This is a genomic window from Paenibacillus mucilaginosus 3016 (assembly GCF_000250655.1).
In the GTDB taxonomy this organism is placed as follows: Bacteria; Bacillota; Bacilli; order Paenibacillales; family NBRC-103111; genus Paenibacillus_G; species Paenibacillus_G mucilaginosus.
This window is the reverse complement of the sequence record NC_016935.1, coordinates 3,719,987-3,746,038: the sequence shown is the minus strand read 5'-3', so window position 1 is coordinate 3,746,038 and position 26,052 is coordinate 3,719,987. Positions and strand designations below refer to the sequence as shown.

The following is a 26,052-nucleotide window of genomic DNA, read 5'->3' as shown; positions in this document are numbered from 1 at the left end:
TGAGATACACCTTCTTACATTCCAAAAAGGATGAGCGCCGAGGGAAATTCCCTGCGGACCGCTCATCCTCTTGGATCTTTCATTTTCTCACCGCTCAAGCGGAGGCCTTCATTTTACACGATACTTTGATATCAAAAAACTTCGATTTTGCTCGTTTGCTTCAAGATCTCCGCAAGCACGGCTGCATTGGAGAGCAGGTTGGCGCCGGCGATCATCTCCCCGTGCGTTCCAAACCCCGGATAACGCTTGAAGTCCTTGGTCGTATAATGGCTCCAATCCAGAGGGGCAGAGGAGGCATTCACGCTGTTCGGAGCCTCTCCTTCCTTCTCGGATTCGACCAGATGGATAGAGGCCTGTATGATCTCATCGTTGCTCATGCTGTTCAGATAGCCGGAATAGATGCGGATTCGTTCCACCAGCTTCTGCCGGAAGGACTCGTTGTCCAGCAGCGCTTTGTAATACGGATGGCCCGCGGCTTCTTCCATCAGCTCATCGTGCAGGCGCCGCTGATCGCCGTCCTGGATTTGGACGGCCGTGCTGTCGAATTTGCCGCTGTCCAGCATGATCACATCCGAGACCTCCAGGCCCCGCCGGTTCAATTCCACCGCCACTTCGAACGCCAGATTGCCTCCCGCCGAATAACCGAACAGCACGTACGGCCCTTCCGGCTGCACAGCCGTGATCAGCTTCACATACCGCTCGATGCGGTCCTCGCTTTCGATAAAATCAAACGAGTAGAAGGAATGCGAATCGAGACTCCGGGCCAATTCGCTGTACACGATTCCGAGTCCGGCGATCGGAGGAAAGGCAAACAGATGCGCATCCTGCTTCTCATTCAATAAGGCCAGCCCGTCTTCCTCCAGCTTGGATCTCAGCTCTTCATGCAGGAGGAACGGCGAGAGCAGCTTGATCGTCGGATATTTGTACAGGCTGGTTAACGGCAGACTGACATGGAACTCATCCTTGATCATCGACGACAGCTTCACGAGGCTCAGCGAGCTGCCGCCCGCTTCGAAGAAATGATCCTGGATCCCGATGCCCGGGATCCCGAGCACCTCTTCCCAGATCGCAGCCAGCCGGGCTTCCGTCGGGTTCCCCGGCGCTTCATATACTCTGCCCTCCAGCTCGTCCGCCGGAAGATTCGCTAAGGCCCGCTTGTCCACCTTGCCGTTCGGCGTCAGCGGAAGACCATCGAGTGCTTTCAAGTGAGCCGGCACCATGTAATCCGGCAGGCTTTCCTTCAGATAGGCGATGATGCCGGCCTTGTCGAAGACACCGCTGACCGTGACATAAGCGGACAGATATTTGCCCCGACGCCCGTTTTCTTTGGCTATCACGGCCGCCTCGGTAATGGCCGGATAACCGGCCAGCCTGCGCTCAATCTCATCGAGCTCGATCCGGAAGCCGCGGATCTTCACCTGATGGTCCGCGCGGCCCACATATTCGATGCTGCCGTCCGGAAGCCATCTGGCCAGGTCGCCGCTTCGGTACATCCGCTCGCCGGGCAGGAACGGGCTCATGACGAACTTCTCTGCCGTAAGATCCGGCCGGTTCCAATACCCCCGGGCCAGGCCAACTCCTGCGATGCACAGTTCGCCGACCACCCCGACCGGCTGAGGCTGCAGGTCCGCGTCCACGATGTAAATCCGGTGATTGGCGATCGGTCGGCCGATCGGCACGGACTTCAGCCCGCTGATTCCCGCCGAAGCCTCCCAGACCGTCGTGCAGATGGAATCCTCGGTCGGGCCATAGGCGTTGAAATAGCGGACCCGGCTCTGCCACTGGCGGACCAGCTCCATGGAGGAGGCGGAGCCGGCTGTGATCAGCTTGGTCATGCCCGGCAGCCGCTCCGGTTTCAAATATGCGGCATACGCCGGCGGCAGGGTAGCCGTGGTGATGGCATTCGCGTTCATGTACCGCTCGAAAGCCGGATAGTCGAGAATCGTTTCCTTGGACGGAATATACAGGGCTGCGCCAAAGAATAAGGCTTGGCACACTTCCCACGTGGCCGCATCAAAGGACAGACTGGCGAACTGAACGACACGGTCCTCTTGCGTCATGCGCAGGACCCCGTCGAACACCCGCTTCAAGCTGCATAACCCGCGGTGCTCCAGCATCACCCCTTTGGGTCTGCCTGTTGTCCCTGACGTATAGATGATGTAAGCGAGATGGCTTGGGCCGGGCACCGGCGGAAGGTTGGAGCTGTCTTCGCCGCCGTACAGGGATTCGTCATCGACCGGAACCACCGTGCCAGTAAAATGGATTCGCTCCCGCAAACGGCTCTGCAGCAGCAGAAGCTGCGTGCCGGAATCCTCCAGCATATAACGGATCCGGTCCTCCGGGTATTCCGGGTCGATCGGCACGTAGGCGCCTCCGGCCTTCAAGACCGCGAGCAGCCCGACGACCATCTCCAGGGAGCGCTCCAGCATCAGTCCGACCGGCTGGTCCGGCTGTACCCCGAGCGCTCTCAGCCTGCGTGCGAGCCGGTTTGCGCGTTGGTTCAGCTCACTATACGTCAGCCGCCGGCCTTCGAACACGACAGCCGTGCCATCCGGCGTCCGCTCCGCTTGCTCCTCGATCAGCTCATGAATCGTTTTGCCGGACTCATAGTCCGCGGCGGTATCGTTGAATTCCCGGTACAGCTGCTTCTGCTCGGCAGACGTCAGAATGCCCAGCGCGGCAATCGGCGCATCTTGTCCACCGGCGATGGCCGTAAGCAGCTGTCTGAAGTGCACCGCAAAGCGTTCGATGGTTTCCTTCGCATACAGCGCTGCAGCATATTCGATCCGGCAGGCCAGCCCTTCGCTGTTCTCCGTTACATCCAGGGTCAAGTCAAAGCGGGCCACCGTGTTTTGGTTCGGATAGGCGGTAAGCTGCAGTCCTTCCAGCTCCAGTGCCCTGTTCTCCGTGTTCTGCAGGACAAACATCACGTCAAACAACGGATTGCGGCTCAAATCCCGGGACACCTGCAGCTTCTCAACCAGCTCCTCGAACGGATAGCTTTGATGCTCATAGGCCTCCAGCGTCGCTTCCCTCACTTCCTGCAGATACGACCGGAAGCTCTTGGTTCTCGCCGGATAGCTGCGGATGGCAAGCGTGTTGACGAACATCCCGACCAGCGGCTGCACGTCCGGGTGGGTTCTGCCGGCAACCGGCGTTCCAACGATCAGGTCCTCCTGCCCGGTGTATTTATGAAGAAGTATGACGTACGCTGCAAACAGCACCATATACAGGGTCGCTCCGTTGTCCGCGGCCAGCCGTTTCAGCTTCCCGCCAAGCTGCGCATCCATATGGAAAGAATAGGTGCTGCCTTCAAACCTTCGCACGGCAGGACGGTCATAGTCCGTCGGCATTTGCAGTACGGGCAGCTCCCCTTGGAACTGCTGCAGCCAGTACGCTTCATGGCCGGCCGCCAGCGCTTGCTGCTCCGCCGACTGCTGCCAAACGGCATAATCTTTATATTGAACGGACAGCGGAGGGAGCCCCTCACCGAAATACAAGCGCCCGAACTCTTCGGTCAGAATGTCCATCGACACCCCGTCGGAGATGATGTGATGCAGATCCAGCATCAGAAGATGCCGCTGCTTCGACAGCTCGATCAATCCTACGCGAAGCAGGGGCGGCTGCGTCAGTTCAAACTTGCGGACAAAGCGGCGTACGATGTCATGCGCTTCTTCCTCGTCCGCCTGCGTGAATTCCACAGCGAACTTCACCTCCGGCTCGATCCGCTGAACTAGTTCGCCTTCCACCAGCTCAAAGCCGGTGCGCAGCGCTTCATGCCGGGCGATCAGCTTGCGGAATGCTTCCTCGAACCGGGTCCGGTCCAGCTCTCCGTCCAGCACGAGCACGCCTGTCATGTTGTAACTGATCTCCGCGCCTTCCAGCTGCTGAAGGATGTACAGACGTTTTTGCGCCGACGAAACCGGATAATAGGCGCTTGAAGCCGCAGCCGGGATGCCCGCGTACGCGATCTTCTCCATTCCTGCAATGGCCTGGGCCATGTCCTCCACGGTTGGGCAGCGGAACACTTCGCGAAGCGGAAGCTCGACGTTCAGCTCCTTGTGTATTCGGTTCACTAGGAGAGCAGCCTTCAGGGAGTGTCCTCCAAGTTCGAAGAAATGATCGCTGACTCCGACCTTCTCCACCCCCAGCACCTCCTGCCAAATTCGGGCAAGCTGCTCCTCCAGTGGAGTCCTCGGACGGATATATTCCGCACCGAGATGGAGTTTGCCGTCCGGTGCGGGCAGGGCCTTGCGGTCCAGCTTCCCGTTCGGCGTGATCGGCATCTTCTCCAGCTGCACGAAGAAGGAGGGGATCATATAACCGGGCAGGTCCTGCGCCAGCTGTCTTCTGATGTCGCCTGCCGGCAGGGAATGCTCCGCCGTAAAGTAAGCGCACAGCTGCATCTGCCCCGAGCCGTCCTTCCGGCCGATGACGACCGCTTCCTGTATGCCTGGGAGGCCGAGCAAACGGGCCTCGATCTCGCCGAGTTCGATCCGGTACCCGCGGATCTTGACCTGATTGTCGATCCGGCCGATAAAATCCACGTTGCCGTCCGGCATCCAGCGCGCCAAATCGCCCGTCCGGTACAGTTTCTCGCCCGGCACGTACGGATTCGGAACGAACTTCTCCTCCGTGAGCTCCGGCCGGTTCAGGTACCCCCTTGCGACCCCGGCTCCGCCTATGCACAGTTCCCCGGGCACACCGACGGGAACCGGCCGCAGCCGGGCATCCAGAATGTAGAACCGGGCGTTGAGCCAAGGCCTGCCGATCGGAACATTGCCGGCTTCCGGGAGATTGCACAGCGGCTCGTCGTAATAGCCGGAATCAATCGCGGCTTCGGTCACGCCATAGGCGTTGATCAGCCGGAACCGGGAGCCGAACCGCTCCTGCATGAAGCGGTAGTCCGCTACGCTGCAGCTGTCGGAGCTGGTAATCAGCAGCTCCATGGAGCTCAGCTCGAGCCCGTTGTCGGCCAGGTAGTGCAGGAACGGGACGATCAGCGCCGGCGTCGATTCGAACACGGTAAGCCCATAATCGCGAATCCAGCCGTACATCCGCGCCGGATCGATGCGGTCGTCCTTCGGGCAGATGACCATCATCCCGCCGTTATACAGCGTCCGGGCGATATCCCCGACGAATACGTCGAAGGAGAAGCTGGCCAGCTGCAGCAGCCGGACCGGGCCTCGCTCCAGCCGGTAATCCCGGCGGTAAGCGGCGGCCGTGTTCAAGAGTGCGCGGTGTTCGATCATCACCCCCTTGGGCAGTCCTGTCGTTCCCGAGGTGTAGATGATGTAGGCCATGTCGCCCGGCTCGTTTATCAGCGGCAGATTCGAAGCATCCTCCGCATAAGACGCCGCATCATCCAGACAGAGCACCGTGCGAAGGGCCGGGCTTTCTCCCAGCGCATCCGCCAGCGGACCGCCAGTGAGGCTCCTCTCGGTAAGCAGCACGGCAGCGCCGCTGTCCCGCAGCATATAGCTGATGCGGTCGGACGGGTAGTCCGGGTCCAGCGGAACATACGCGCCGCCGGCTTTCCATACGGCGAGGACGGCCACGAGCAGATGGACCGAACGGTCCGCCAGAATACCGACAACCGACTCGCGGCCGATCCCGGCTTCCCGGAGCCTACGCGCCAGCCGGTTGGCCTGCCCGTTCAGCTCCCGGTACGTCAGCCGCTCTTCCATGTACACGACGGCCGTTTCCTCCGGGGTCCGGATGGCCTGAGCTTCCACATGCGGATGGAACGTCTCCTCGGGGGCATACCCCTCTCTCACGCCGACGCCCGCGAATTCCTCCAGCAGCTTCACCCTCTCCTGCGGCGTGATCATCTCGATGTCGGCAAGCTTGGCCTCCAGCAGATGGGGAAGGTCGGTAATCAGCTGGAGATAATGGCTGCCCAGCCGGCGGATCGTCTCTTCCCTGAACAACCGGGAGCTGTATTCGAAGCTGATGTCCAGGGAGCCCGGTCTCTCCAGCACATTCACGCTCAGGTCAAACTTGGAGATGCTGCTGTCGAATCGAACAGGATCCATGACAAGCCCGTCCCATCCGGACTCCGCTTCCCCTGGAGGCGGACCTTCTTCCGTATTCAAAGCGAACATGACATCAAATAGCGGATTGCGGCTGATGTCCCGGACTGCGTTGATCTGCTCGAGCAGCTCCTCCAGCGGATAGCTTTGATACTCGTACGCCTTCAAGGAATGTTCTTTGACCTCGTGCAAAAACTCGGCATACGTTTTGGCGGCGGCAGGTTGTGCCCTCAGCGCCAGCGTATTGACGAACATCCCGACGACGCCGGCGAGTTCCGGATGGTTCCGGCCTGCCACCGGCGTACCGACGATGATATCCTCCTGCTCGCTGTACTTGGCCAGCAGAATATACAGGGCCGAGAGCAGCACCATGTTCAGCGTGCTTCCCGTTTGTTTGGCGAGCGACCGCAGCCGCTCCGTCCCGGCCTCGCCGAGGGCCAGGCGCAGCGTGCTGCCTTCAAAGCTTTGCACCGCAGGCCGCTCGTAATCATACGGCATATTCAGCACGGGCAGCTCGTCCTGGAACAGGCTGACCCAATAGTTCCTCTGCTCTTTCATAGGCTCCGACCGCAGGCCTCCGTTCTGCCATTCGGAGTAATCCGTGTACTGAATCCGCAGCGGCTCCAGCGCTTCTCCCCTGTACAGCCCGGCAAACTCCTCCGCCAGAATCCCCATGGACACCCCGTCGGAGATAATGTGGTGCATATCGAGCAGCAAATACGTGCCCTCACTGGTGAAGGCCAGCTCCGCCCGGAATAACGGCGCCTGGGCGAGATCAAATACCCGGATAAACCGCTGAATCGTACCCGCAAGGTCATCCGCGCTCCCCGCTCCTTCGCTAACCTCCACCTGGAAAGCAATGTCCGGGTGCACGAGCTGCACGACTTCCCCATCCCTCGTCTCAAAGGAGGTGCGGAACGCGTCATGCCGCTTCACCAGCTGCTGCAGCGTGCGCTCGATCTTCGCTTGGTCAATCGTACCGTTCAATCGGAACACGGCGGGAATGTTGTAGGCGGTGCTCTCTTGATCGAGCTGCTGCAGCGTGTACATCCGCTTCTGCGCGGAGGATGCCGGATATACAGGCTTGGCCCCGGCTTTGGGAATGCCTTCATGCACGCCGGCAGCGGTTTGTTCCAAGTACCCGCTCAAGCTTTTGATTGTCGGGCATTCGAAGAACGTCCGCAGAGGAACCGCTTTATGGAGCTCCTTGTGAATGAGGCCGATCGCCGCCATCGCTTTCAGCGAATGTCCCCCCAGATCGAAGAAATGATCCTCGATTCCGATCCTGCGCACGCCGAGCACACCCTGCCAAATCTCGACCAGCTTCTCTTCCGCGGCGTTCCGCGGCGCTTCGTAAGTGCCTTCCGCAAGCTCTTCCGGCGAAATGCCGGGCAGCGCCCGCTTGTCCACTTTGCCGTTGGTCGTCAGCGGCAGCTGGTCCAGCACCTTCATATAGGAAGGAACCATGTAGTCCGGCAAGCTTTCCTTGAGATACGACCTCACGGCTGATCGGTCGAAGCCGCCTTCCGCCGTGAGGTAAGCACACAACAACCTGCCCTGCTCTTCGGTCTCCTGGACGGTGACGTACGCCTCTTTGACCGACCGATGGCCGGTCAGCCTGCGGCGGATTTCTTCCAGCTCGATGCGGAAGCCGCGGATTTTGACCTGCGTATCCGCCCGGCCCTGGAACTCGATATTGCCGTCCGACAGCCACCTGACCACATCGCCGCTCCGGTACAACCGCTCCCCGGGGACGAACGGACTCGGCACGAATTTATCCGCCGTCTGCTCCGGAAGATTCAAATACCCCCGGGCTACTCCGTCCCCTCCCAGCACCAGCTCTCCGAACACGCCTTTGGGCAGCAGTTCTCCCCGCTTGCCTACAACATAAGCCGTCGTATTGCTGATCGGCCTGCCGATCGGGATATTCGTATCAAAGTCTCTGTGGATCGGGTAGCTCGTGGAAAAGGTCGTGTTCTCCGTCGGCCCGTACACATTGGAGATCTGCAGATCGGGGCAGGCGTGCCGCACGAGATTGATATGCTTCGGAGACAGGACTTCGCCGCCCACGACCATAAAGCGCACGGGCCGGAACATCTCCGGCTTCTCCTGGGCCAGCTGGTTGAACAAAGCTACGGACAGCCACAGAATGGTGATCCGGTGCTCCTCCAGCGCCCGTCCCAGCTTCTCCGCCGACAGGATCGTATCCTGCGGAACCAGAACCAGCGTCAGCCCGTTCAGCAGCGCGCCCCAGATCTCGAAGGTCGTAGCGTCGAAGACGAGCGCCCCGGTAGGCAGGATGCGGTCGTCCTCCCGAAACTCGACATAGTTGGTATTCTTCACCAGCCGCACCACATTGCGGTGCTCGGCAAGGATCCCTTTCGGCTGCCCGGTACTGCCGGACGAATACACGACGTAAGCCAAATGCGAGACCTGCGTCTCGGTGTCTGGATCAGACTCCGCCAAGCCCGCTCTTTCCGACTCGGCTGCGATATCGAATGTGATGCCCGCAAACGCGAATCGTTGGGCCGTCCCTCCGGAAGTCAGCAGAATGCCCGCTTCGCAGTCGTTCAGCATATATTCGATCCGCTCGTTCGGATAATCCGGATCGACCGGCAGATAAGCCCCGCCGGCCTTCAGAATGCCGAGAAGACCGATCAGCATCTCAATCGAGCGTTCGACCATGATCGCCACGACGATATCCGCCCCGACCCCCTCGTTTCTGAGCACGCGCGCCAGACGGTTGGCCCGGGCGTTCAGTTCGCGGTAGGTAACGCTCCTGCCATCGTATATGGCGGCAGTCCTCTCCGGCGTTCTACGGACCTGCTCCTCAAAGAGCGCATGAATCGTCAAGCCGCGCGGATACTCGGTACTTGTGGCGTTAAACTGCTCCAGGATCTCCCGTTTCTCCTCCTCGGTGATGAGGTCGATGTCGGCAAGCTGCGTCTCCCGGTTCCTGCCGATCTGCCTGATGATGTGCTTGTAATGGAGGGCCATTCTCTCCACGGTGTCCGCCTCGAATAAAGCCCGGCTGTACTCCAGCCCGCATTCGATGGTGCGCTTGTTCTCACTGGCATGAAGCGTCAGATCAAACTTCGACAGACCGCTCTCGCGCTTCACCTGGTTCAGCCGGAAGCCTTCCAGCACCGCTTCGGATTCTTCCTCGTCATGGCTCATGTTGAACATCACGTCGAACAGCGGATTGCGGCCCGGATCGCGTTCAACCTGAATGGCATCCACCAGCGATTCGAACGGGTAAGCGTCATTCTCGTAAGCCTCGAGCGCATGCCGCTTCACTTCCGCCAAAAATTCGGAATACCGCTTCGCACCGGCCGCCTGATTGCGCAGCGCCAGCGTATGGACGAACATCCCCACGATGTTCTGCAGATCCGCATGCGGTCTGCCCGCGGCTGCGCTGCCGATGACCATGTCTTCCTGGCCGCTGTATTTTGCCAGCAGGATGTAATAGGCCGACAGCAGCACCATCTGGGTCGTGCTCCCCGTCTCCCGCGCGATGCTCCGTACAAGATCCGCCTCGGATTCATCCAGCGAGAATCCGACCCGCCCCCCTTCGAAGCTCTGCATGACGGGACGCACGCGGTCATACGGCAGGGTCAACACCGGAATCTCGCCCTCGAACCGTCCCTTCCAATAGGCCTCTTGGCGGCTCATGGCTTCCGATTGGAGAAAGCGGCTCTGCCAGGCGGCATAATCCTTGTACTGGATGCGCAGCGGCTCCAGCTCGCCGCCGCGGTAAAGCTCGGCGAATTCCCGCATGAGCAGCTGAGCCGACACGCCGTCACTGACGATATGATGCATGTCGGTCATGAGATAGATCCGCCCGCCGGTCTCGGCCAGCTCCGCCCGGAACAGCGGTGCCTCCGACAGATCAAAGGGCCGCACGAAGGATTGCATCAGCGATTCGGCGTCTTCGCCGTCCGCCTGCCTCAGAACAAGCTGGAACGGGATGCCTTCGGGATGAACCTTCTGCAGGATCATGCCGTCCCGGTTGTCAAAGGAGGTGCGAAGCGACTCGTGCCGGTCGATCAGCCCCCGGAACACGGCTTCCATGCGCTGCCTGTCGAACTCTCCCTCCACTTCGCAGAGCAGCGGCATGTTGTACGCGGTCCCCTTCTGGAGCTGCTGGATGAGATACATCCGTTTCTGGGAGGTGGAGGTCTCGTACCATTCCTGCGGACCGCAGGGCTCGATCCGGTCGTAGGGGCTGTCTGCAGCATCCGCTCCCGTATCGATCAAGCCGGCCATCTCCCGAATGGTCGGATGCCCGAACAACTCCTTCAGCGTCAGCTTGACCTTCATCTGCTTGTGAAGCTTGCTGAGCAGCGAGGTGGCCTTGAGCGAATGGCCGCCAAGATCGAAGAAGTTGTCGTGAATGCCGACGCGCTCCGCTCCCAGCACTTCGCTCCAGAGCTGCGCCAGACGCTGCTCAGTCCCGGTCTGCGGAGCTTGGTAGAAGCCTGCCCCTGCACGCTCGAAGTCCGGCTCCGGCAGAGCCCGCCGGTCGATCTTACCGTTCGTGGTCAGCGGCATGCGGTCCAAGGGGATGAAATAAGCCGGCACCATGTAAGCGGGCAAATGCTCCTTCAGATAAGCTTTCACAGCGGCCGGATCTGCCTGCGGGGTTCCTACGAAATAGGCTGTAAGATAGGGCTCTTTCTGCGGGCTCATCTTGACCAGGACGACGGCTTCTTTCAGCTCCGGGTGGCTCAGCAGCCGGTTTTCGATCTCCCGGAGCTCAATACGGACCCCTCTGATTTTTACCTGATTGTCGATTCGGCCGAGAAATTCAATCGTACCGTCCGGCAGCCACTTGGCCAAATCTCCGGTTTTGTAGATCGTCCCGCCCGGCTCGAAGGGGCTCGGGATGAAGCTTCGGGCCGTCAGATCGTCCCTGTTCAGATACCCGCGGGCCAGCCGCTCGCCGCCGATGCACAGCTCTCCCGGCACGCCGACCGGGACGAGCGCATGATGCCGATCCACAATGAATACCTTGGTGTTCGCCACGGGCCTTCCGATCGGAACGCTTCCGCCCGGCCGCCGGTCCGCACTGACATGTCTCATGATCGTCGTATCTACCGTGTTCTCCGACGGTCCGTACCGGTTTACAATCTCAATCTGCGGGTTGAGCTGACGGGTATACTCGATAGCTTTCAGCGGCAGCTCCTCTCCTACGAAGGTCGCCATCTGCAGGTGGCGGACGTCTTCCGCCTCCAAAAACTCGACCAAAGTCAGATAGATGGAAGGCACGCTGATGTAGTGGGTGACCGGAAGGCGCCTCACATATTCGCTGATGGCATCCGGCTTCGTCATCTCCTCGCCGCTGACCAGAATCACGCCGCTTCCCGATAGGAGCGGTGCGAAGATCGACGTGATAAAGCCGTCAAACGCATGGTTGATTATCGGCAGCGAAAGATGACGGTCACCATAACCGTATTCCTGCTGCTCCCACAGCAGGGTCAGGCTTAACGTGCGGTGCTCGACCATGACGCCTTTGGGGTTGCCTGTGGTTCCCGATGTATAGATGACGTAGGCCAGATCGTGAAGCCCGGCCCAAGGCTCGACAGGACGGATGTCTCCTGCAAACAGCCCGGAATCGGCGGCATCCAGCAGCTCGCCGGAGTAGTCCAATTCGCCTGCAAGCGGGGAAACCGAAAGCAGCAGCTTCACTCCCGCTTCCTGAAGAATGTATTCCTTCCTGGCTTTCGGATGGCCCGGATCCAGCGGCAGGTATGCCGCTCCCGACTTCAGTACGCCCAGGATGCCGACGATCAGCTCCACCGAACGTTCCAGCAGAATGCCGACAACCGACTCCGGCTTCACGCCCCGGGCTTGGAGCAGCCTGGCCAGCGCATTGGACTGCTCCTCGATCTCCCGGAACGTGTACGGCTTATCCTGGAACCATACGGCCGTCCGGTCCGGCGATTTCGCGGCTTGTGCCGTGAACAGCTCCGGGAGGGTCAGCCGGCTGTCTGCGTATGCGGTGTCCGTACGGTTAAACTCGTACAGAATTTGGGACCGTTCATGTTCCGCTGCAATCGAGATCGCCGCAATGGCCTGGTTCGGCTGCGTCAGCATTTGCCCAAGCACTTCGAAGAAGGCGCCGGCGAACCGTTCGACCGTCTCCCGCTGCAGCCATCCCGCGTTATACACGAACACGGCTTCGAGCGAGCCGTCTTCCCCTTTGTTCAAAGCCAAGGTCAATTCGCTGCTGCTGGAGTTCACTATGTATTCGATATCGCTCGCGCTGTGCAGTGTGTTGAGGGCTGCCCGGATCGGGATCAGCTCCGTCAGGGACCGGCACACGTTCGCCTGCTGAAGATGGGCTTCCACGTCCACATACTGATGTTCATACGCGTCAAGCGTCTTTTGCTGCATGTCTTTGAGCAGCTGCTTGACGCTCCATTCACCGGACACGCCGGTTTTGAGCGGCAGCACTTTATTCGGCACCGCGCGGTTTTTCTGTCCGCCGGGCGCATACGCCGGAATCCCGATGATCCGCTCCTCGCGCCCCGTATATTTCATGAGTCCGATAGAGAGTGCCGACAGGAACACGACATACAGCAGCATGTCGTTGTTTTTGGTAATGTTGATGACTTTCCCGGCAAGCTCATCCGGAAGGGTATGTACGATCCGCTCCTGCCGAACTGCTGAACTGTCGAAGGAATCGAAGCTCAGGCCGTTTCGTTCCACTTCATCGAGACCGAGACTTGTCCAATACGTCATGGAAGGGGTGGGGTCCTCATGCAAAATGCCCGCTGGGGTTTCTTTGTTCATGACAAACCTCCATTCTATTGTACAAAGCAGTCCGCCCGTGCCGGTCCGGGCACGCCACCCGCGGCAATGCCTCACGGACGGGCTACGAGCGAACATCATTTGTTAAAAGTCGAAGTCGCTGCCTCTCAGGCTCAATACGGCTTCTTTCTCCTGCATGACTTGCGTGCGTTCCTCATCGCTTAACAGCTCGATATCCTGAAGCCGCATCTCGCTGTCATTTGTAACTTCGTCGACAATCCGTCTGAAGTCTCCGATCAGCCGCTCCATCGTCTGCCGCTTGAACAGCCTGCTTACATAGGTGAGGGTCAGCTCGATGTCATCGCTGGACTCGAAAGCGGACAGGCTGATATCCACGCGGGAGCTGTTCGACTCGAGCGGAACCGGCTTGAACCAAAGTCCGTCTTCGTCACCGGCCTGCTCGTAATCCACGTTGTTCCAGTTGAACACCGCGTCGAACAGCGGGTTGCGGCTGAGATCGCGGCGGATGACCAGCTTCTCGGCCAACTGCTCCAGCGGGTAGCTCTGATGGTCGTACGCCTGCAGCGAGCTCATCTTGACCTCCTGCAAATACGCCCGGAACGTCTTCCCGCCCGCCGGACGGCTTCGCAGCGCCAGCGTATTGACGAACATCCCGACCATCTCCTGCAGGTCCGCGTGCGGTCTTCCCGCCACCGGGTGCCCCACCACGATGTCCTCCTGTCCGCTGTACTTCGACAGCAGGATCGTGAACACCGACATCAGCACCATCGGCATCGTCGCTTCCTGCTCCTTCGCCAGCACCCTGAGACCCTGCGTCGCCTCCCCGCCCAGCGTGAAGTGCAGACGCTCGCCCTCGAAGCTTTGCAGCGCAGGGCGTTCGTAATCGTACGGCAGCCTCAGCACCGGTACGCCGTCCTCGAACTGCGCAGTCCAGTATGCTTCCTGCTTCGCCAGCTCGCCTTCTCTCAGCCGCTGGTTATGCCACGCCGCATAATCCTTGTACTGGATCCGCAGCGGCTCCGGCTCTTCCCCGTTGTACAGCCGGACGAAGTCCTTCACCAGAATCCCCATCGACACCCCGTCCGATATGATATGGTGCATGTCCAGCAGCAGGTACGTCCGGCCTCCGGCTTCCGCCAGCTCCGCCCGGAACAGCGGCGCCCGCTCCAGCTCGAACGGCTTCACGAAGTCCGCGGCAATCGCCTCGATCGGCTTCTCCCCATAGGACCGGGCCGGCACCCCGAAGGACGCTTCCCGCTCGATGCGCTGCACAATCTCGCCGTCTTCCGCCGCGAACGACGTTCTCAGCGCTTCATGCCGCTGCACCAGACCCTTCAGTGCCCGCTCCAGCCGGATGACGTCCACCCGGCCTTCCAGCTCATACACGCCCGGCATATGGTAGGCCGTGCTCTGCGGATCCAGCTGTTGCAGCGCGTACATCCGCTTCTGCGCGGACGACGCTTCGTACCACGCCTGCTCCTCCACCGGCTCGATCGCCTCGTACGCCCGGGCGCCGGCCGTCTCGATATACCCCGCCAGCTCGCGGATCGTCGGCCGCCGGAACAGCTCCTGCAGCGGCACTTCCACCTGAAGCTTCTGGTGGATTCCGCTCATCAGCAGTGTCGCCTTCAGCGAGTGCCCGCCCAGGTCGAAGAAGCTGTCGTGAATGCCGACCTGCGCTACGCCCAGCACCCGGCTCCAGATCGCCGCCAGCGTCTCTTCGACCGCGGTCTGCGGCGCTTCGTAGCCGCCGGTCACCAGCGCGCTCTCGTCCGGCGCCGGCAGCGCCTTGCGGTTCACCTTCCCGTTGCTCGTCAGCGGGATCTCCTCGAGCTGCACGAAGTACGCCGGTATCATGTACTCGGGCAGGCCGGCCTTCAGGTGCCCCTTCAGTTCGCCCTTCTCCACCGGCCCGCTCCGGCCGACAAAGTACGCGCACAGGTACGGCTGTCCGCTCTCGTCCGTCCGTGCCGTCACCACCGCTTCCTTCACCGCGGCATGGCCCGCGAGCCGGTGCTCGATCTCACCGAGCTCGATCCGGTACCCGCGGATCTTCACCTGGTTGTCCATCCGCCCGAGGAATTCAATCTCCCCGCTCGGCAGCCAGCGCGAGGTCCCCGGTCTTGTACATCCGGGTGCCCGGTACGAACGGATTGTCCACGAACTTCTCCGCCGTGAGCTCCGGACGGCCCAAGTACCCGCGGGTGACCCCGTCGCCCGCGATGCACATGTGGCCCGGCACGCCGACCGGCGTGAGCTGATCCTGGCATCGACCATATAGATCTGCGTGTTGCCGATCGGCTTGCCGATGGTCAGGCGTGCCGCCCCTGTCTCCATCCGCTTCACGGTCGACCAGATCGTCGTCTCCGTCGGCCCGTACACGTTGTAGACCGCCAGGCGGTCATACGCCTGCAGCCGCTCCCACAGGGCGGCGGGCAGCTCTTCGCCCCCGATCAGGATGCGCTGCATGCCGCCCAGCGCCTCCCGGAACGCCGCATGCTCCAGCAGCAGCTTCAGGCGCGACGGCGTGCTCTGCATCGCTTCGATGCCGAAGCGCCGGATCAGTGCCGCCAGCTTCGTGCCGTCGCTGCCTTCCTCCTCGCTGCCGACAATCACCTGCATCCCGTGTGCCAGCGGCACAAGCGTCTCCAGGCCGAAGATATCGAAGGAGATCGTCGTCAGGCACAGGATCGAGTCGCTGCGCGTCAGCTCCGTGGCCTCCACGATCGCCGTGATGAAATTGCTCACCTGCCGGTGCTCGACCATGACGCCTTTCGGGTTGCCCGTTGAACCGGACGTGTACAGCACATAAGCCAGGTCGCGGCTTGAGTTCACGGGCTCCAGGCTGGTGTCGTCGCCCTGGTAGAGCTCCTCCGACATGACATCCAGCAGCGCTCCGCCAAAGCGCAGCTCCCCGGCCAGCCCTTCCAGTCCGCCGGAGGTCAGCAGGAGGCGGACCTGCGCATCCTCGAGCATATAGCCGATCCGGTCCTTCGGATGGCTCGGGTCCAGCGGCAGGTATGCCCCGCCGGCCTTCAGGATGCCGAGGATGCCGACGAGCATCTCCAGCGACCTGGGGACCATGAGTCCCACGACCGTATCCGGGCCGACTCCTTCGCTCCGCAGGACGCGGGCCAGCTGATTCGCCTTCGCGTTCAGCTCGCGGTACGTGAGCGACTGCCAGCCGAAGTGCACGGCGGTCCTCTCCGGCGTCCGCCCGGCCTGCTCCTCGATCAGTCCGTGCACCGTTTGCTCCCGTGCGAACTCCAGAGCCGTAGCGTTGAACTCCTCGGTCAACTGCCGCTGCTCCGCTTCAGTCAGCATATCGATACGCGAAACGTTCACCTCGCGGCTGCGGACCACCGCTTCCATGATCCGCAGCAATTGATCCTCCAACTTCCGCACCTGCTGCCGATCATATACCGCTTCATTGTACGAAAGCATGAACGTCAGCTCTTCGTTCGGGAACACCATGACGTCCAGATCATAGTTGGTTTGTTCGTGAACGGTGATGTCGCTCATCGTAAAGCCCAGCTCCCCGTCCGGAGCTTTGACCAATTCATCGATCGCATTGTTTTGGAAAATCAGAATGTGATTCACAAGCTTGCCCTTCACTTCCGACAAGGACTGAATCTCCGCAAGCGGGTAGTAATCGTACTTCGCGGCTTCCAGCGCTTCCTGCTGGAGACGTCCCAGCACATCCACAAAACGGGTGTGTTCATCCGTGCGAACCCGGATCGGAATCGTATTGATGAACAGACCGACCATCTGCTCGATCCCGTCCACTTCCGCATTGCGGCCCGAAACCACCGATCCGAAGACGACATCGTCCGAGTTCGCGTATCTTTGCAGCAGAAGGCCCCACACGGCCTGGATCACCGTATTCAGCGTAACCTGCGCTTCCTTCCCGATCTCGGTCAAAGCCGCGGTCAGCTCCCGGCCAACGGTAAAGCTCAAATGGCCCGGCTGGAACGGCCCGTCCCCCGCTTCGTCGTTATATCCTGGAATCCGGGCGACCGTCCCGTACCCTTCCACCTGCGACGCCCAGTACTGCCGGGCCTTCCCCGGATTGCGGCTCTGCAGCCACTGGATGTAATCGGCGAATCGGGGAGGCTGGCTCAATACCGGCGTGCGGCCATGCTTCATGGCTCCGTAAATGACAAACAAATCTCCGATAATGATGCCGCTGCACCAGCCGTCCATGAGAATATGATGCGAACTCCACACGACCTTGTGGCGCGCTTCGCCGAGCTTCAGTACCGACAGACGGAGCAGGCTGTCCTCCGCCAGGTCGAAGCCCCGGCGCCGGTCCGCTTCTTCCCATTCGGCCGCATAGTCCGCCTGCCGCTGCGGGTCCAATCCGCTGAGATCCTCGTAATGGAACTCCGCCGGCCGGCCTCCGAGAATCAGCTGCTTAGGCGTTTTGAGCCCCTCGTGCACGACGGCCGTTCTCAGAATCTCATAGTGCCGGGCCAATCGGCGGAAGCTTTGCTCCAGCAAGCCTGTATCCAGGTCGCCGCCGGCAATGAACGATTTTTGTTCCACATACGTGCCCGCCCCCTGATTCAGCAGCGAATGGAACAGCATCCCTTCCTGCATCGGGGTCAGGGAATAGATATCCTCGATCCGGTACCCTTTCTCCCCCTCAACCTTGGCCTTGAGCCTCTCCAGCTCTTGAAGATCCAGGTCCGGAGCCGCCGGGTAATCGGAAGGCGTCGTTTCGCTGTGAGCCCGGCTCCTGCAGTGATCGATGACCGACAGCAGACCGGCTTGATACCAGGCCGCAACCTGCTCCATCGTCTCTTCGTCGAAGAGAAGGCCGTTGTAAGAGAGGACGATCTCCAAGCGCCGGTCCGTAATGGTGCCGACGATCTCCAGATCGTACGCTTTGTCTCCATGTGGACTGACGTCCTGTCCGGCGGACAAAGGCGAAAGCTCGAACACTCCTTGGTCGATGTCGCCGTCGAACTGACCCAAGTAATTGAATTTGATCTGCGGCTTCACTTCACGCAGGGCCGGATGATCTCCCAGGTATGCAAGCATACCGTACCCTATGCCTTTATGAGGAACCCGGCGAAGCGTTTCCTTCACTTCTTTGATGAGCGTGCCGACATGGCCCGCCTCCTGTAAAGGAAGCAGCACCGGATAATGCGTCGTGAACCAGCCGACGGTTCGGGAGATATCGATATCGCCTTCCAGGTTCTCTCTTCCGTGGCCTTCGAGCGTAACCAGCACCTGATCGGCTGCCGTCCACTTCCGGACCGCCAGTGCCAGCGCCGCTAACAGAAGATCGTTGATTTCCGTACGGTACGCGCGGCTCGTTTGCTTCAGTAAAGCTTCCGTTTCCTCCGGGCTCAGGGACAGCGCAGCCTTCCGGTAATGCCTCAGCTGCCTGCCGGGATGTTCATCCGGTCCGCGGCCCGCAGGTAACGCCGAAGCCGCCGCTTCCTTCAGACGCTGCCAATACGGCAGCTCCGCTTGCAGGAGCTCGCCGGCCGCCTGCTCCTGCAGGAATGCCGCCCATTCCCGGAACGAATTCGTTTTGGATTGGAACACAACCGGTTGACCCTGCAGAGCCTGGCTGTACCCCGCCGAGAAATCTTCGAACAGAATTCTCCACGATACCCCGTCCACGGCCAAATGATGAATGGCAATCAGCAGATGATCGCCCTCGTCTGTGTGGAACAAGCCCAATTGGACCAGCGGGCCGCCCTGCAGATCGATACTGCCCTGAATGCGGCTGCACTGCTCCTCCACCGCTTCGCTGACGCTGCCCTGACCTCTGTAATCTATAACGGTCAAATCAAACAGCGGCTCCTCCACGCCCCGGTTAAACTGGACTATACGTGCCCCCTCCACCCGGTAAACCATCCGCAGCGCATCGTGGTGCACAGCGATCTGCCGGAACACTTGCCGGAGCGCCCGCTCGTCGAAGCCCTCCCGGCTGTACAGCATGACCGCTTGGTTCCAGTGATGCGGGTCCCTCCGGTTCTGCTCGAAGAACATCGCCTGAATCGGGGTGAGCGCCGCTTCCCCGGTGACGGCCGCCTGACTCACGACGCGCCGGCTTGTCGTTACTTTCGCGCTCAATTCCTGAATCGTGACCCGCTGGAACAGCTCCTTCATATCCAGCCGGTACCCGTACTTCTGCAGCTTGGAGACGATGCGGATCGCTTTGATCGAATCGCCGCCCAGATCGAAGAAGTTGTCACGGATGCCCACGCGTCCAGCGCCGAGCACTTCACTCCATACCTCCGCGAGCCGTGCTTCGATCTCCGTTCTTGGAGCCGCGTATTCGCCGGCAGCCCCGGCGCGGAAGTCCGGCTCAGGCAGCGCCCGGCGGTCCACCTTGCCGTTGCTCGTCAGCGGCATCCGCTCCAGCAGGGTGAACACGGACGGCACCATATAATGCGGCAGGGCCTGCATGAGCTCGTCCCGGATACCCGCGATGTCCGGCCGCTGCGGTCCGACCAGATATGCCGCGAGCAGGGCATCCTGCCCGCCGCCCCTCCAGGGGAGCACCACGGCCTCCTGAACCGAAGGGCAGCTCAGAAGCTTCGCTTCGATCTCCCCGGGCTCGATGCGGTAGCCGCGGATCTTCACCTGGTTGTCGATCCGGCCGATATACTCGATCTGGCCGTCGGCGCGCCACTTGGCGAGATCTCCCGTCCGGTATAACCGTTCCCCGGATACCCAAGGATTCTCCGTAAACTTCTCGGCAGTTAAGTCCGGACGGCCCAAGTAACCGCGTGCGACGCCGGCCCCGGCCACCCACAGCTCCCCCGGCACGCCGACCGGTGCGAGATGGCCCTGCCGGTCCGCGATGTAGATCCGGCAGCCCGCGAGCGGCCGGCCGATCACGCCGGCGAACGATTCGATTCCTTCCCGTGGAAGAAGCTCGGCCGCGCAGCCGATCGTGCTCTCCGTAGGCCCGTAATGGTTCATGAACCGGACCCGGCCCTCCCGGTCCATCCCATAAAACTGCTCGAGATGCTTAGGATTGAACGGCTCTCCGCCCAGGATGATCAGGCGCAGGCGGCTCGTCTGCACGATCTGCTCCAGGTTCTCCCCGAGCAGCAGAAGCTGGAACAGCGACGGTGTCATTTTCAGATACGTGCAGTGCCCCAGGGCATACCGGACGAGAGCGTCAGGATCCTTGTATGTTTCCTCTGGGGGCAGATGCAGGGTAATGCCGCCGGCCAGCGCCGTGTACACAGCGGTATAGCCGAGATCGAACGCATAGGAAGAAAGCAGCGCCGTGGCGTCTTCATCGGTAATGCCGGCTTTCTCGATCATGGCGTTCACATAATTCGCAAGACCCGAATGGGTCACCATCACGCCTTTCGATTGCCCTGTGGTGCCCGACGTATAGATCACATAGGCCAGAGAGTCGCGCGTGTGGACCGGCGCCGGATTCCCGGTTTCTCCGCTGTGCAGCCCGCTTTCGTTCACAGGGAGTCCTCCGTCGGTAAGATCCAGGACGAGTCCCTGAAACGCCTTCAGCTTAGAGCTTCCCTCTCCGCTTGTGCCGGCTCCGCCGCCGGCGGTAACCACGATCTGTACACCCGCATCGTCAAGCACATAGCGGATCCGCTCCTCCGGCTGCCCCGGGTCCATCGGTACATAGGCTCCTCCGGACTTCAGAATCCCCAGCATGCCGATGACCATCTCGACGGAGGGCTCTGCCAGCAATCCGACGAGCGTATCCGCCCCGACTCCGTGACTTTGCAGCATACGGGCCAGGCGGCTCGATCTCTCGTTCAGCTCGCGGTACGTCAGCTGCCGATTCCCGGCCACGACCGCCGGGTGCTCCGGTCTTCTCGCGGCCTGGGCCTCGAACCGTTCCACGATCGTGGCCGGATCCGCCGCATCGGCGGACACCGCACGGTTAAAGTCGTATACAATCTGCCGCTTCTCTTCCGGTGTGGTCAGCTCGATGCCCGATACCGGGATGTCCGCATCGGCGCTGACGGTCTGGATGATATGCATCAGATGGCGGCGAATCCCGTCTACAGCCGCCGGATCATACACCTGCTCGTTGTAGGAGATGACGAACTTGACCTCGTCGCCCGGAATAACCATGACCGCCAGATCGTAGTTGTTCTGCTCGTGGATCGACGCGTCCGTCACGCGCAGCTCCAGGCTCGAGGGCAGGCGGTCCAGCGATTCGTCCACATAATAGTTCTGAAAGGTCACCAGGTGGTTGACCAGCTTCCGCTTGACCCCGGCTAAAGCCTGGATGTCCGCCAGCGCATAATAATCGTAGGGGGCCGACTCCAGCGCCTGCCGCTGCATGCTCTGCAGAAGATCGGTGAAGCGGCTGGTCTGATCGGACTTGACGCGCACAGGAATCGTGTTGATGAAGAGGCCGACCATCTCCTCGATCCGTTCCACTTCGGCATTGCGTCCGGATACGACGGCTCCGAACACGACATCCTCGCTGTTCACATAGTTTTGCAGCAGGATGCCCCAGACGGCCCCTATGACCGTATTCAGCGTCACCTGCGCCTGCCGGCCGACAGCCGTCAGCGCTTCGCTCGAGGCTTGGCTCAGCGTAAACTCGAGCTTGGCCTTCCGGTAAGCCTGCCCGCCGGCCGCCGGGCTGCCGGGAATCTGCGCCATCGTCTCGTACCCTTCCAGATAGCGCGCCCAGTAACGTCCGGCCTCGTTTCTGGACTGCCGCTGCAGCCATTTGACGTAATCGGAATACGGTGCAGGTTCACGCCAAGCTTGGTCCGCAGCCTCCTCACCGGAAGCAAGCGAAGCGTACAGCCGGAACAAATCCTGCAGGACGATGCCGCCGCACCAGCCGTCCATCAGGATATGGTGCCAGCTCCACACGATCCGGAACCGCTCCCCGCCGAGTCGGAACACGGTGAGGCGGTTCAGAGGATCTTCGCTGAGCCGGAATCGCTGCGCACGGTCCGCGGTCTCGAATTCACGGACATGCAGCGTGCGCTCGCTCTCCGTCCATGCGCTGAGATCCTCGCAGCGGAAGCTGGCCCGCCGTCCTTCCACAATGAGCTGCTTCGGCGACTGCAAGCCCTCATGAACGACCACCGATTTCAGAATCTCGTATCGATCCAGCAGCCGGTGGAAGCTTTCCTCGAACCGCTCCACGTCAAAGCGCCCTTCCACCGTGAAGGCTCTCTGCTCCACATAAGCGCCCGAAGGATCACCGAGCAGTGAATGGAACAGCATCCCTTCCTGCATCGGCGTCAGCGGATAGATTTCTTTGATCCGCAGTCCCAGGCCGCTCTCGTACCTCGCTTTCAAGGCCTCGAGTTCTTCGAGCTCCAGATCGCCTGCCAAGTAGTCCGACGGCGTTCGCTCTGTGTCCGGCCTGCTCACACAGTGGCTGATGATCGCCAGCAGATGGCGCTTGTAGGAAGCGGCCAGCTCCGCCATGGTCGAATCCTCATAGCTGTGCCTGCTGTACGCCAGGGTAAGGGCCAGCCGATGGCCGGAGATGTCCCCTACGATATCCAGATCGTACAGGGGCTCGCCGTCAGGGCTGATCGAAGGACCGCCGGACAGCTTCGAGAGCTCGAACAGGCCGCCCTGGAGCGCCTCGTCGAACTGGCCCAGGTAGTTAAAGGAAATTTGGGGACTGGCCTTCCAGGCTCTCCCCCCGCCGAGGTGCTTCAAGATGCCGTAGCCGATGCCTTTGCCCGGAATGCGCTTCAGCGTTTCTTTGACCCCTTTGATCGCCTCCGCAAGCCGGACGTCCGCCCCCGTCTGCAGCAGCACGGGATAATGCGTCGTGAACCAGCCCACCGTACGGCTGATGTCAAGCGTCCCGTCCAGCGGCTCCCGGCCGTGTCCTTCAAGGCTCACGAGCACCTGCGGTTCCTTCGTCCACTCCCGCACCGCAAGCGCAAGCGCCGTCAGTAGGATCGCGTTGATGTCCGTACCGTATGCCCGGTTCGTTCTTTTTAACAAATCGTCCGTCTCTTCCCGGCTGAACTCGATGCTCACCTGGTGCTGATCCTTCACTTGGGGTCTGCAAGAATCGGGGCTGAGATGATGATCCACCGGCAGCGGCTTCACATCCGCACTCTCGATGCGTTCCCAGTAGCCCGCTTCTTCCTGAAGCCGCCCGCTGTCCGCAATCCCCTGCAGGTAGGCTCCCCACGCTTGGAACGAGTCCGTTTTCGCTTGAAGCCTGAGCGTCTCCCCTTGGAGCGCCTGCTCGTAAGCCGCTGAGAAGTCCTCAAGCAGGATTCTCCAGGAAACCCCGTCCACAACCAAGTGGTGAATCGCAAGGAGCAGATGATCTCCTTCACCGGTGCGGAACAGTCCGGCCTTCACGAGCGGTCCCTGCTCCAGCCGCATGCTGCTTTGCAGGCGCAGCCCATGACGGCGGATGGCCTCCTCCGCCTCCGCTTCGCCCCGCACGTCGACGGCGGTGAGCTCGAACAACCGGTCATCGGCCGGCCGGTTCCATTGGATGACCCGTCCGTTGTCCTGCCGGTACGTCATCCGAAGGGCGTCATGATGAGTGACAAGGCAGGTGAGCACCTCGCGGAGAATCTCCTCCGAGAAGCCTTCCCTGCGGTACAGCATGACGGACTGGTTCCAATGATGCGCATCGGTCAGGTTCAGCTCAAAGAACATCCTTTGAATCGGCGTCAACACGGCCTCTCCCGTTACGGCTTCCTGGCGGACGGCGCTTTGGCCTGCGGTTACTCTCCGGCCGGCCTCCTGCAGGGTGGCGTGGTCGAACAGCTCCTTCACTTTCAGCTGATAGCCGTACTTCTGCAGCTTGGAGGCGATGCGGATCGCCTTGATGGAGTCTCCGCCGAGATCGAAGAAGTTATCGTGAATGCCGACCTGCTCCACACCCAGCACTTCCGACCAGATCTCCGCCAGCTTCGCCTCCACCTCATCCCGCGGAGCCTCATACAAGGCCCGGCGTGAATGAACGTCCGGCTTCGGCAGTGCCTTCCGGTCCACCTTGCCGTTGCCTGTCAGCGGCATCTGCCGAAGCGGGGTAAAGTAGGACGGCACCATATACTCCGGCAGATTGATTCTCAAATACTCTTTAATCTCTGCAGCGTTAGCCTCAGTCGTTCCCACATAATAAGCCGACAAATACTTCTCGCCCTGTTCGTTCTCCAAGGCCAGCACGACCGCTTCCTTCACGTCCGGGTGGCCGAGCAGCCTCGCTTCGATCTCGCCCAGTTCGATCCGGAAGCCGCGCAGCTTGACCTGATGATCCGCCCGGCCGAAAAATTCAATATTGCCGTCCGGCAGCCATCTCGCGATATCGCCGGAACGGTACATTCTCTCGCCGGCGCGGAACGGGTCCGGGACGAATTTTTGCTCCGTCAGCTCCGGCTGTCCCCAATACCCGCGGGCCAGACCGTCTCCGGCAATCCACAGCTCGCCGACGACGCCGATCGGCGCAAGCCGGCGATCCTGATCCAGGATGTAAATCCGCGTATTGGAGATCGGCTTTCCGATCGGCAGCGTCTTTTCCCATCGCTCCTTCGGCTCATACCGGTAGACGATACAGCCCACGGTCGCTTCCGTCGGTCCGTATTCGTTGATAATGTCCGTATTCCCCCCGAATTTGCGGTACACACTGTCCGTTAGCGGGTAAGACAGCTCCTCGCCCCCGACAATAAACTTCGAGATCGAGATCTCATCGAGAGACAACCCGTTAATGACGCTCAAATGGGCAGGCGTCAGCTTCATGATGTCCAGCTTTTGCTTCACGATGTGCAGGAAGGAGAGCTTGTCGCTCGTGTCGTAGATCGTCAGCTTATGCCCGCTTAAGAGCGGTACGTACATCGAGGTTACCGTCAGATCGAAGGAAATCGAAGTGAACAGGGGGAAATCGCCGATCCCGTTCTCCTGATAAGAAGCCCGGCAGTAGGAGAGATAATTGAGCAGGGAACGGTTCTCGATCATCACGCCCTTCGGATTCCCCGTACTGCCGGACGTGTAGATCACGTAAACCAAGCTTCGGGCCGAAGCGGTCGTCTCCAGATTGCTGTCGTCTCCCGTATACAGGCGCCCGTCCGTCAAATCCACGACTTTACCGTCAAACGCAAGGCCGTCCGTCAATCCGGGCGTCGTCAAAACCAGACGGGCCCCGGAATCGCGCAGCATGTATTCCTTACGGTCGTCGGGATAGCTGACGTCGATGGGCACGTACGCCCCGCCCGCCTTCCATACCGCCGCCATCGCGATCATCAGCTCCAGCGAGCCATGAGCCAGAATCGCGACGAGCTGATCAGGTTCCACGCCTTGTTCCCGCAGCAGCCGTGCGAGTTGGTTCGCCTTGGCATTCAGTTCCCGGTAAGTTAACGTTTGGCCGCCGCATTCAACCGCAATATGATCGGGCGTCGCGGCTGCCTGCGCTTCAAACTGCTCTTTGACCGTAGAGTCCAGCGGATAGCCCGCGAACGTGTCGTTAAAGTCATGCAGCAGAAGCTGCTTTTCCTCCGCGGTTATGATCTCGATGCCGGAAACCGGCCGGTCCAGATCGGCGGCAAGCTCACGGATGATATGTATAAATCGGGCTCCGAAGAGCGAGATGGACTCTTCTTTGAACAGCCTGCTGTTGTAAACAAACGAGACGGCAAGGGAGCCGTCCTCCCGCTTGTCCACACATACGGCAAGCTGATTTTTGGGGGAGCGGCAGATCGAGTCGATGTGCCCCGGCGAGTGCAGCGTGTTCAGCGAGATGTTGGCGGATGTCAATTCCAGCAGGTCGCCGCAGAGATCCGCGCTTCTCAGCACCTGCTCCACGTCGCAGTATTGGTGGTCATAACAGGCGAGCACCCCTGCCTGGACCGCCCGGAGCAGCTCCCTGACCGTCGATTCCGGAGGAATACCGATTTTGCAGGGAAGCACTTGGTTGGCCAGCGGCTGCTCCCCCTGCTGCCGGCTGCCCCCGTAAGCGGGAATCCCGACCGTGAAGGCCGGCTGACGGTTGTATTTGGAGAGCTCCACGTAAAGGGCCGCCGTCATCAAGACAAACAGCGGCAGATCATGTCCCTGCGTCAACGCATGCAGCCGATCTTGAAGCGCTTCGTGCAGCACGAGCGTTTCCGTCCGGCTCTCGTACTTTCCTTCCGAGAAGAAATCATGCGGCACCGCTGCCCGGTCCACCTCCGATAACCCCAGACTCTTCCAATATTCACTGGATTGAGCCATTTTCTCGCCCAGTGAAATCTTTTCCTTCGGGTTGATCATGATGTTCCTCCTCTTTCCCTTAATTCCGCCGGTGGTGCCG

The 26,052-nt window shown here is 60.7% G+C and carries 2 protein-coding genes; both read right to left on the bottom strand.

Annotated elements, in window-relative coordinates:
- Nucleotides 1–131: 131 nt before the first annotated feature.
- Nucleotides 132–12,827 carry a non-ribosomal peptide synthetase gene (locus PM3016_RS16155; protein ID WP_014370156.1) on the bottom strand — a complete coding sequence of 4,232 codons (12,696 nt, stop codon included), beginning with the start codon at nucleotides 12,825–12,827 and terminating at the stop codon, nucleotides 132–134.
- 102 nt (nucleotides 12,828–12,929) lie between these two features.
- Complete coding sequence (locus PM3016_RS16150; protein ID WP_238540519.1) at nucleotides 12,930–26,012, bottom strand: non-ribosomal peptide synthetase; 13,083 nt, start codon at nucleotides 26,010–26,012, stop codon at nucleotides 12,930–12,932.
- Nucleotides 26,013–26,052 lie beyond the last annotated feature (40 nt).

What these genes read in the sequence shown, in the direction of transcription:
- PM3016_RS16155 (WP_014370156.1), bottom strand. Translation starts at nt 12,827, where the DNA reads ATGAACAAAGAAACCCCAGCGGGCATTTTGCATGAGGACCCCACCCCT.
- PM3016_RS16150 (WP_238540519.1), bottom strand. Translation starts at nt 26,012, where the DNA reads ATGATCAACCCGAAGGAAAAGATTTCACTGGGCGAGAAAATGGCTCAA.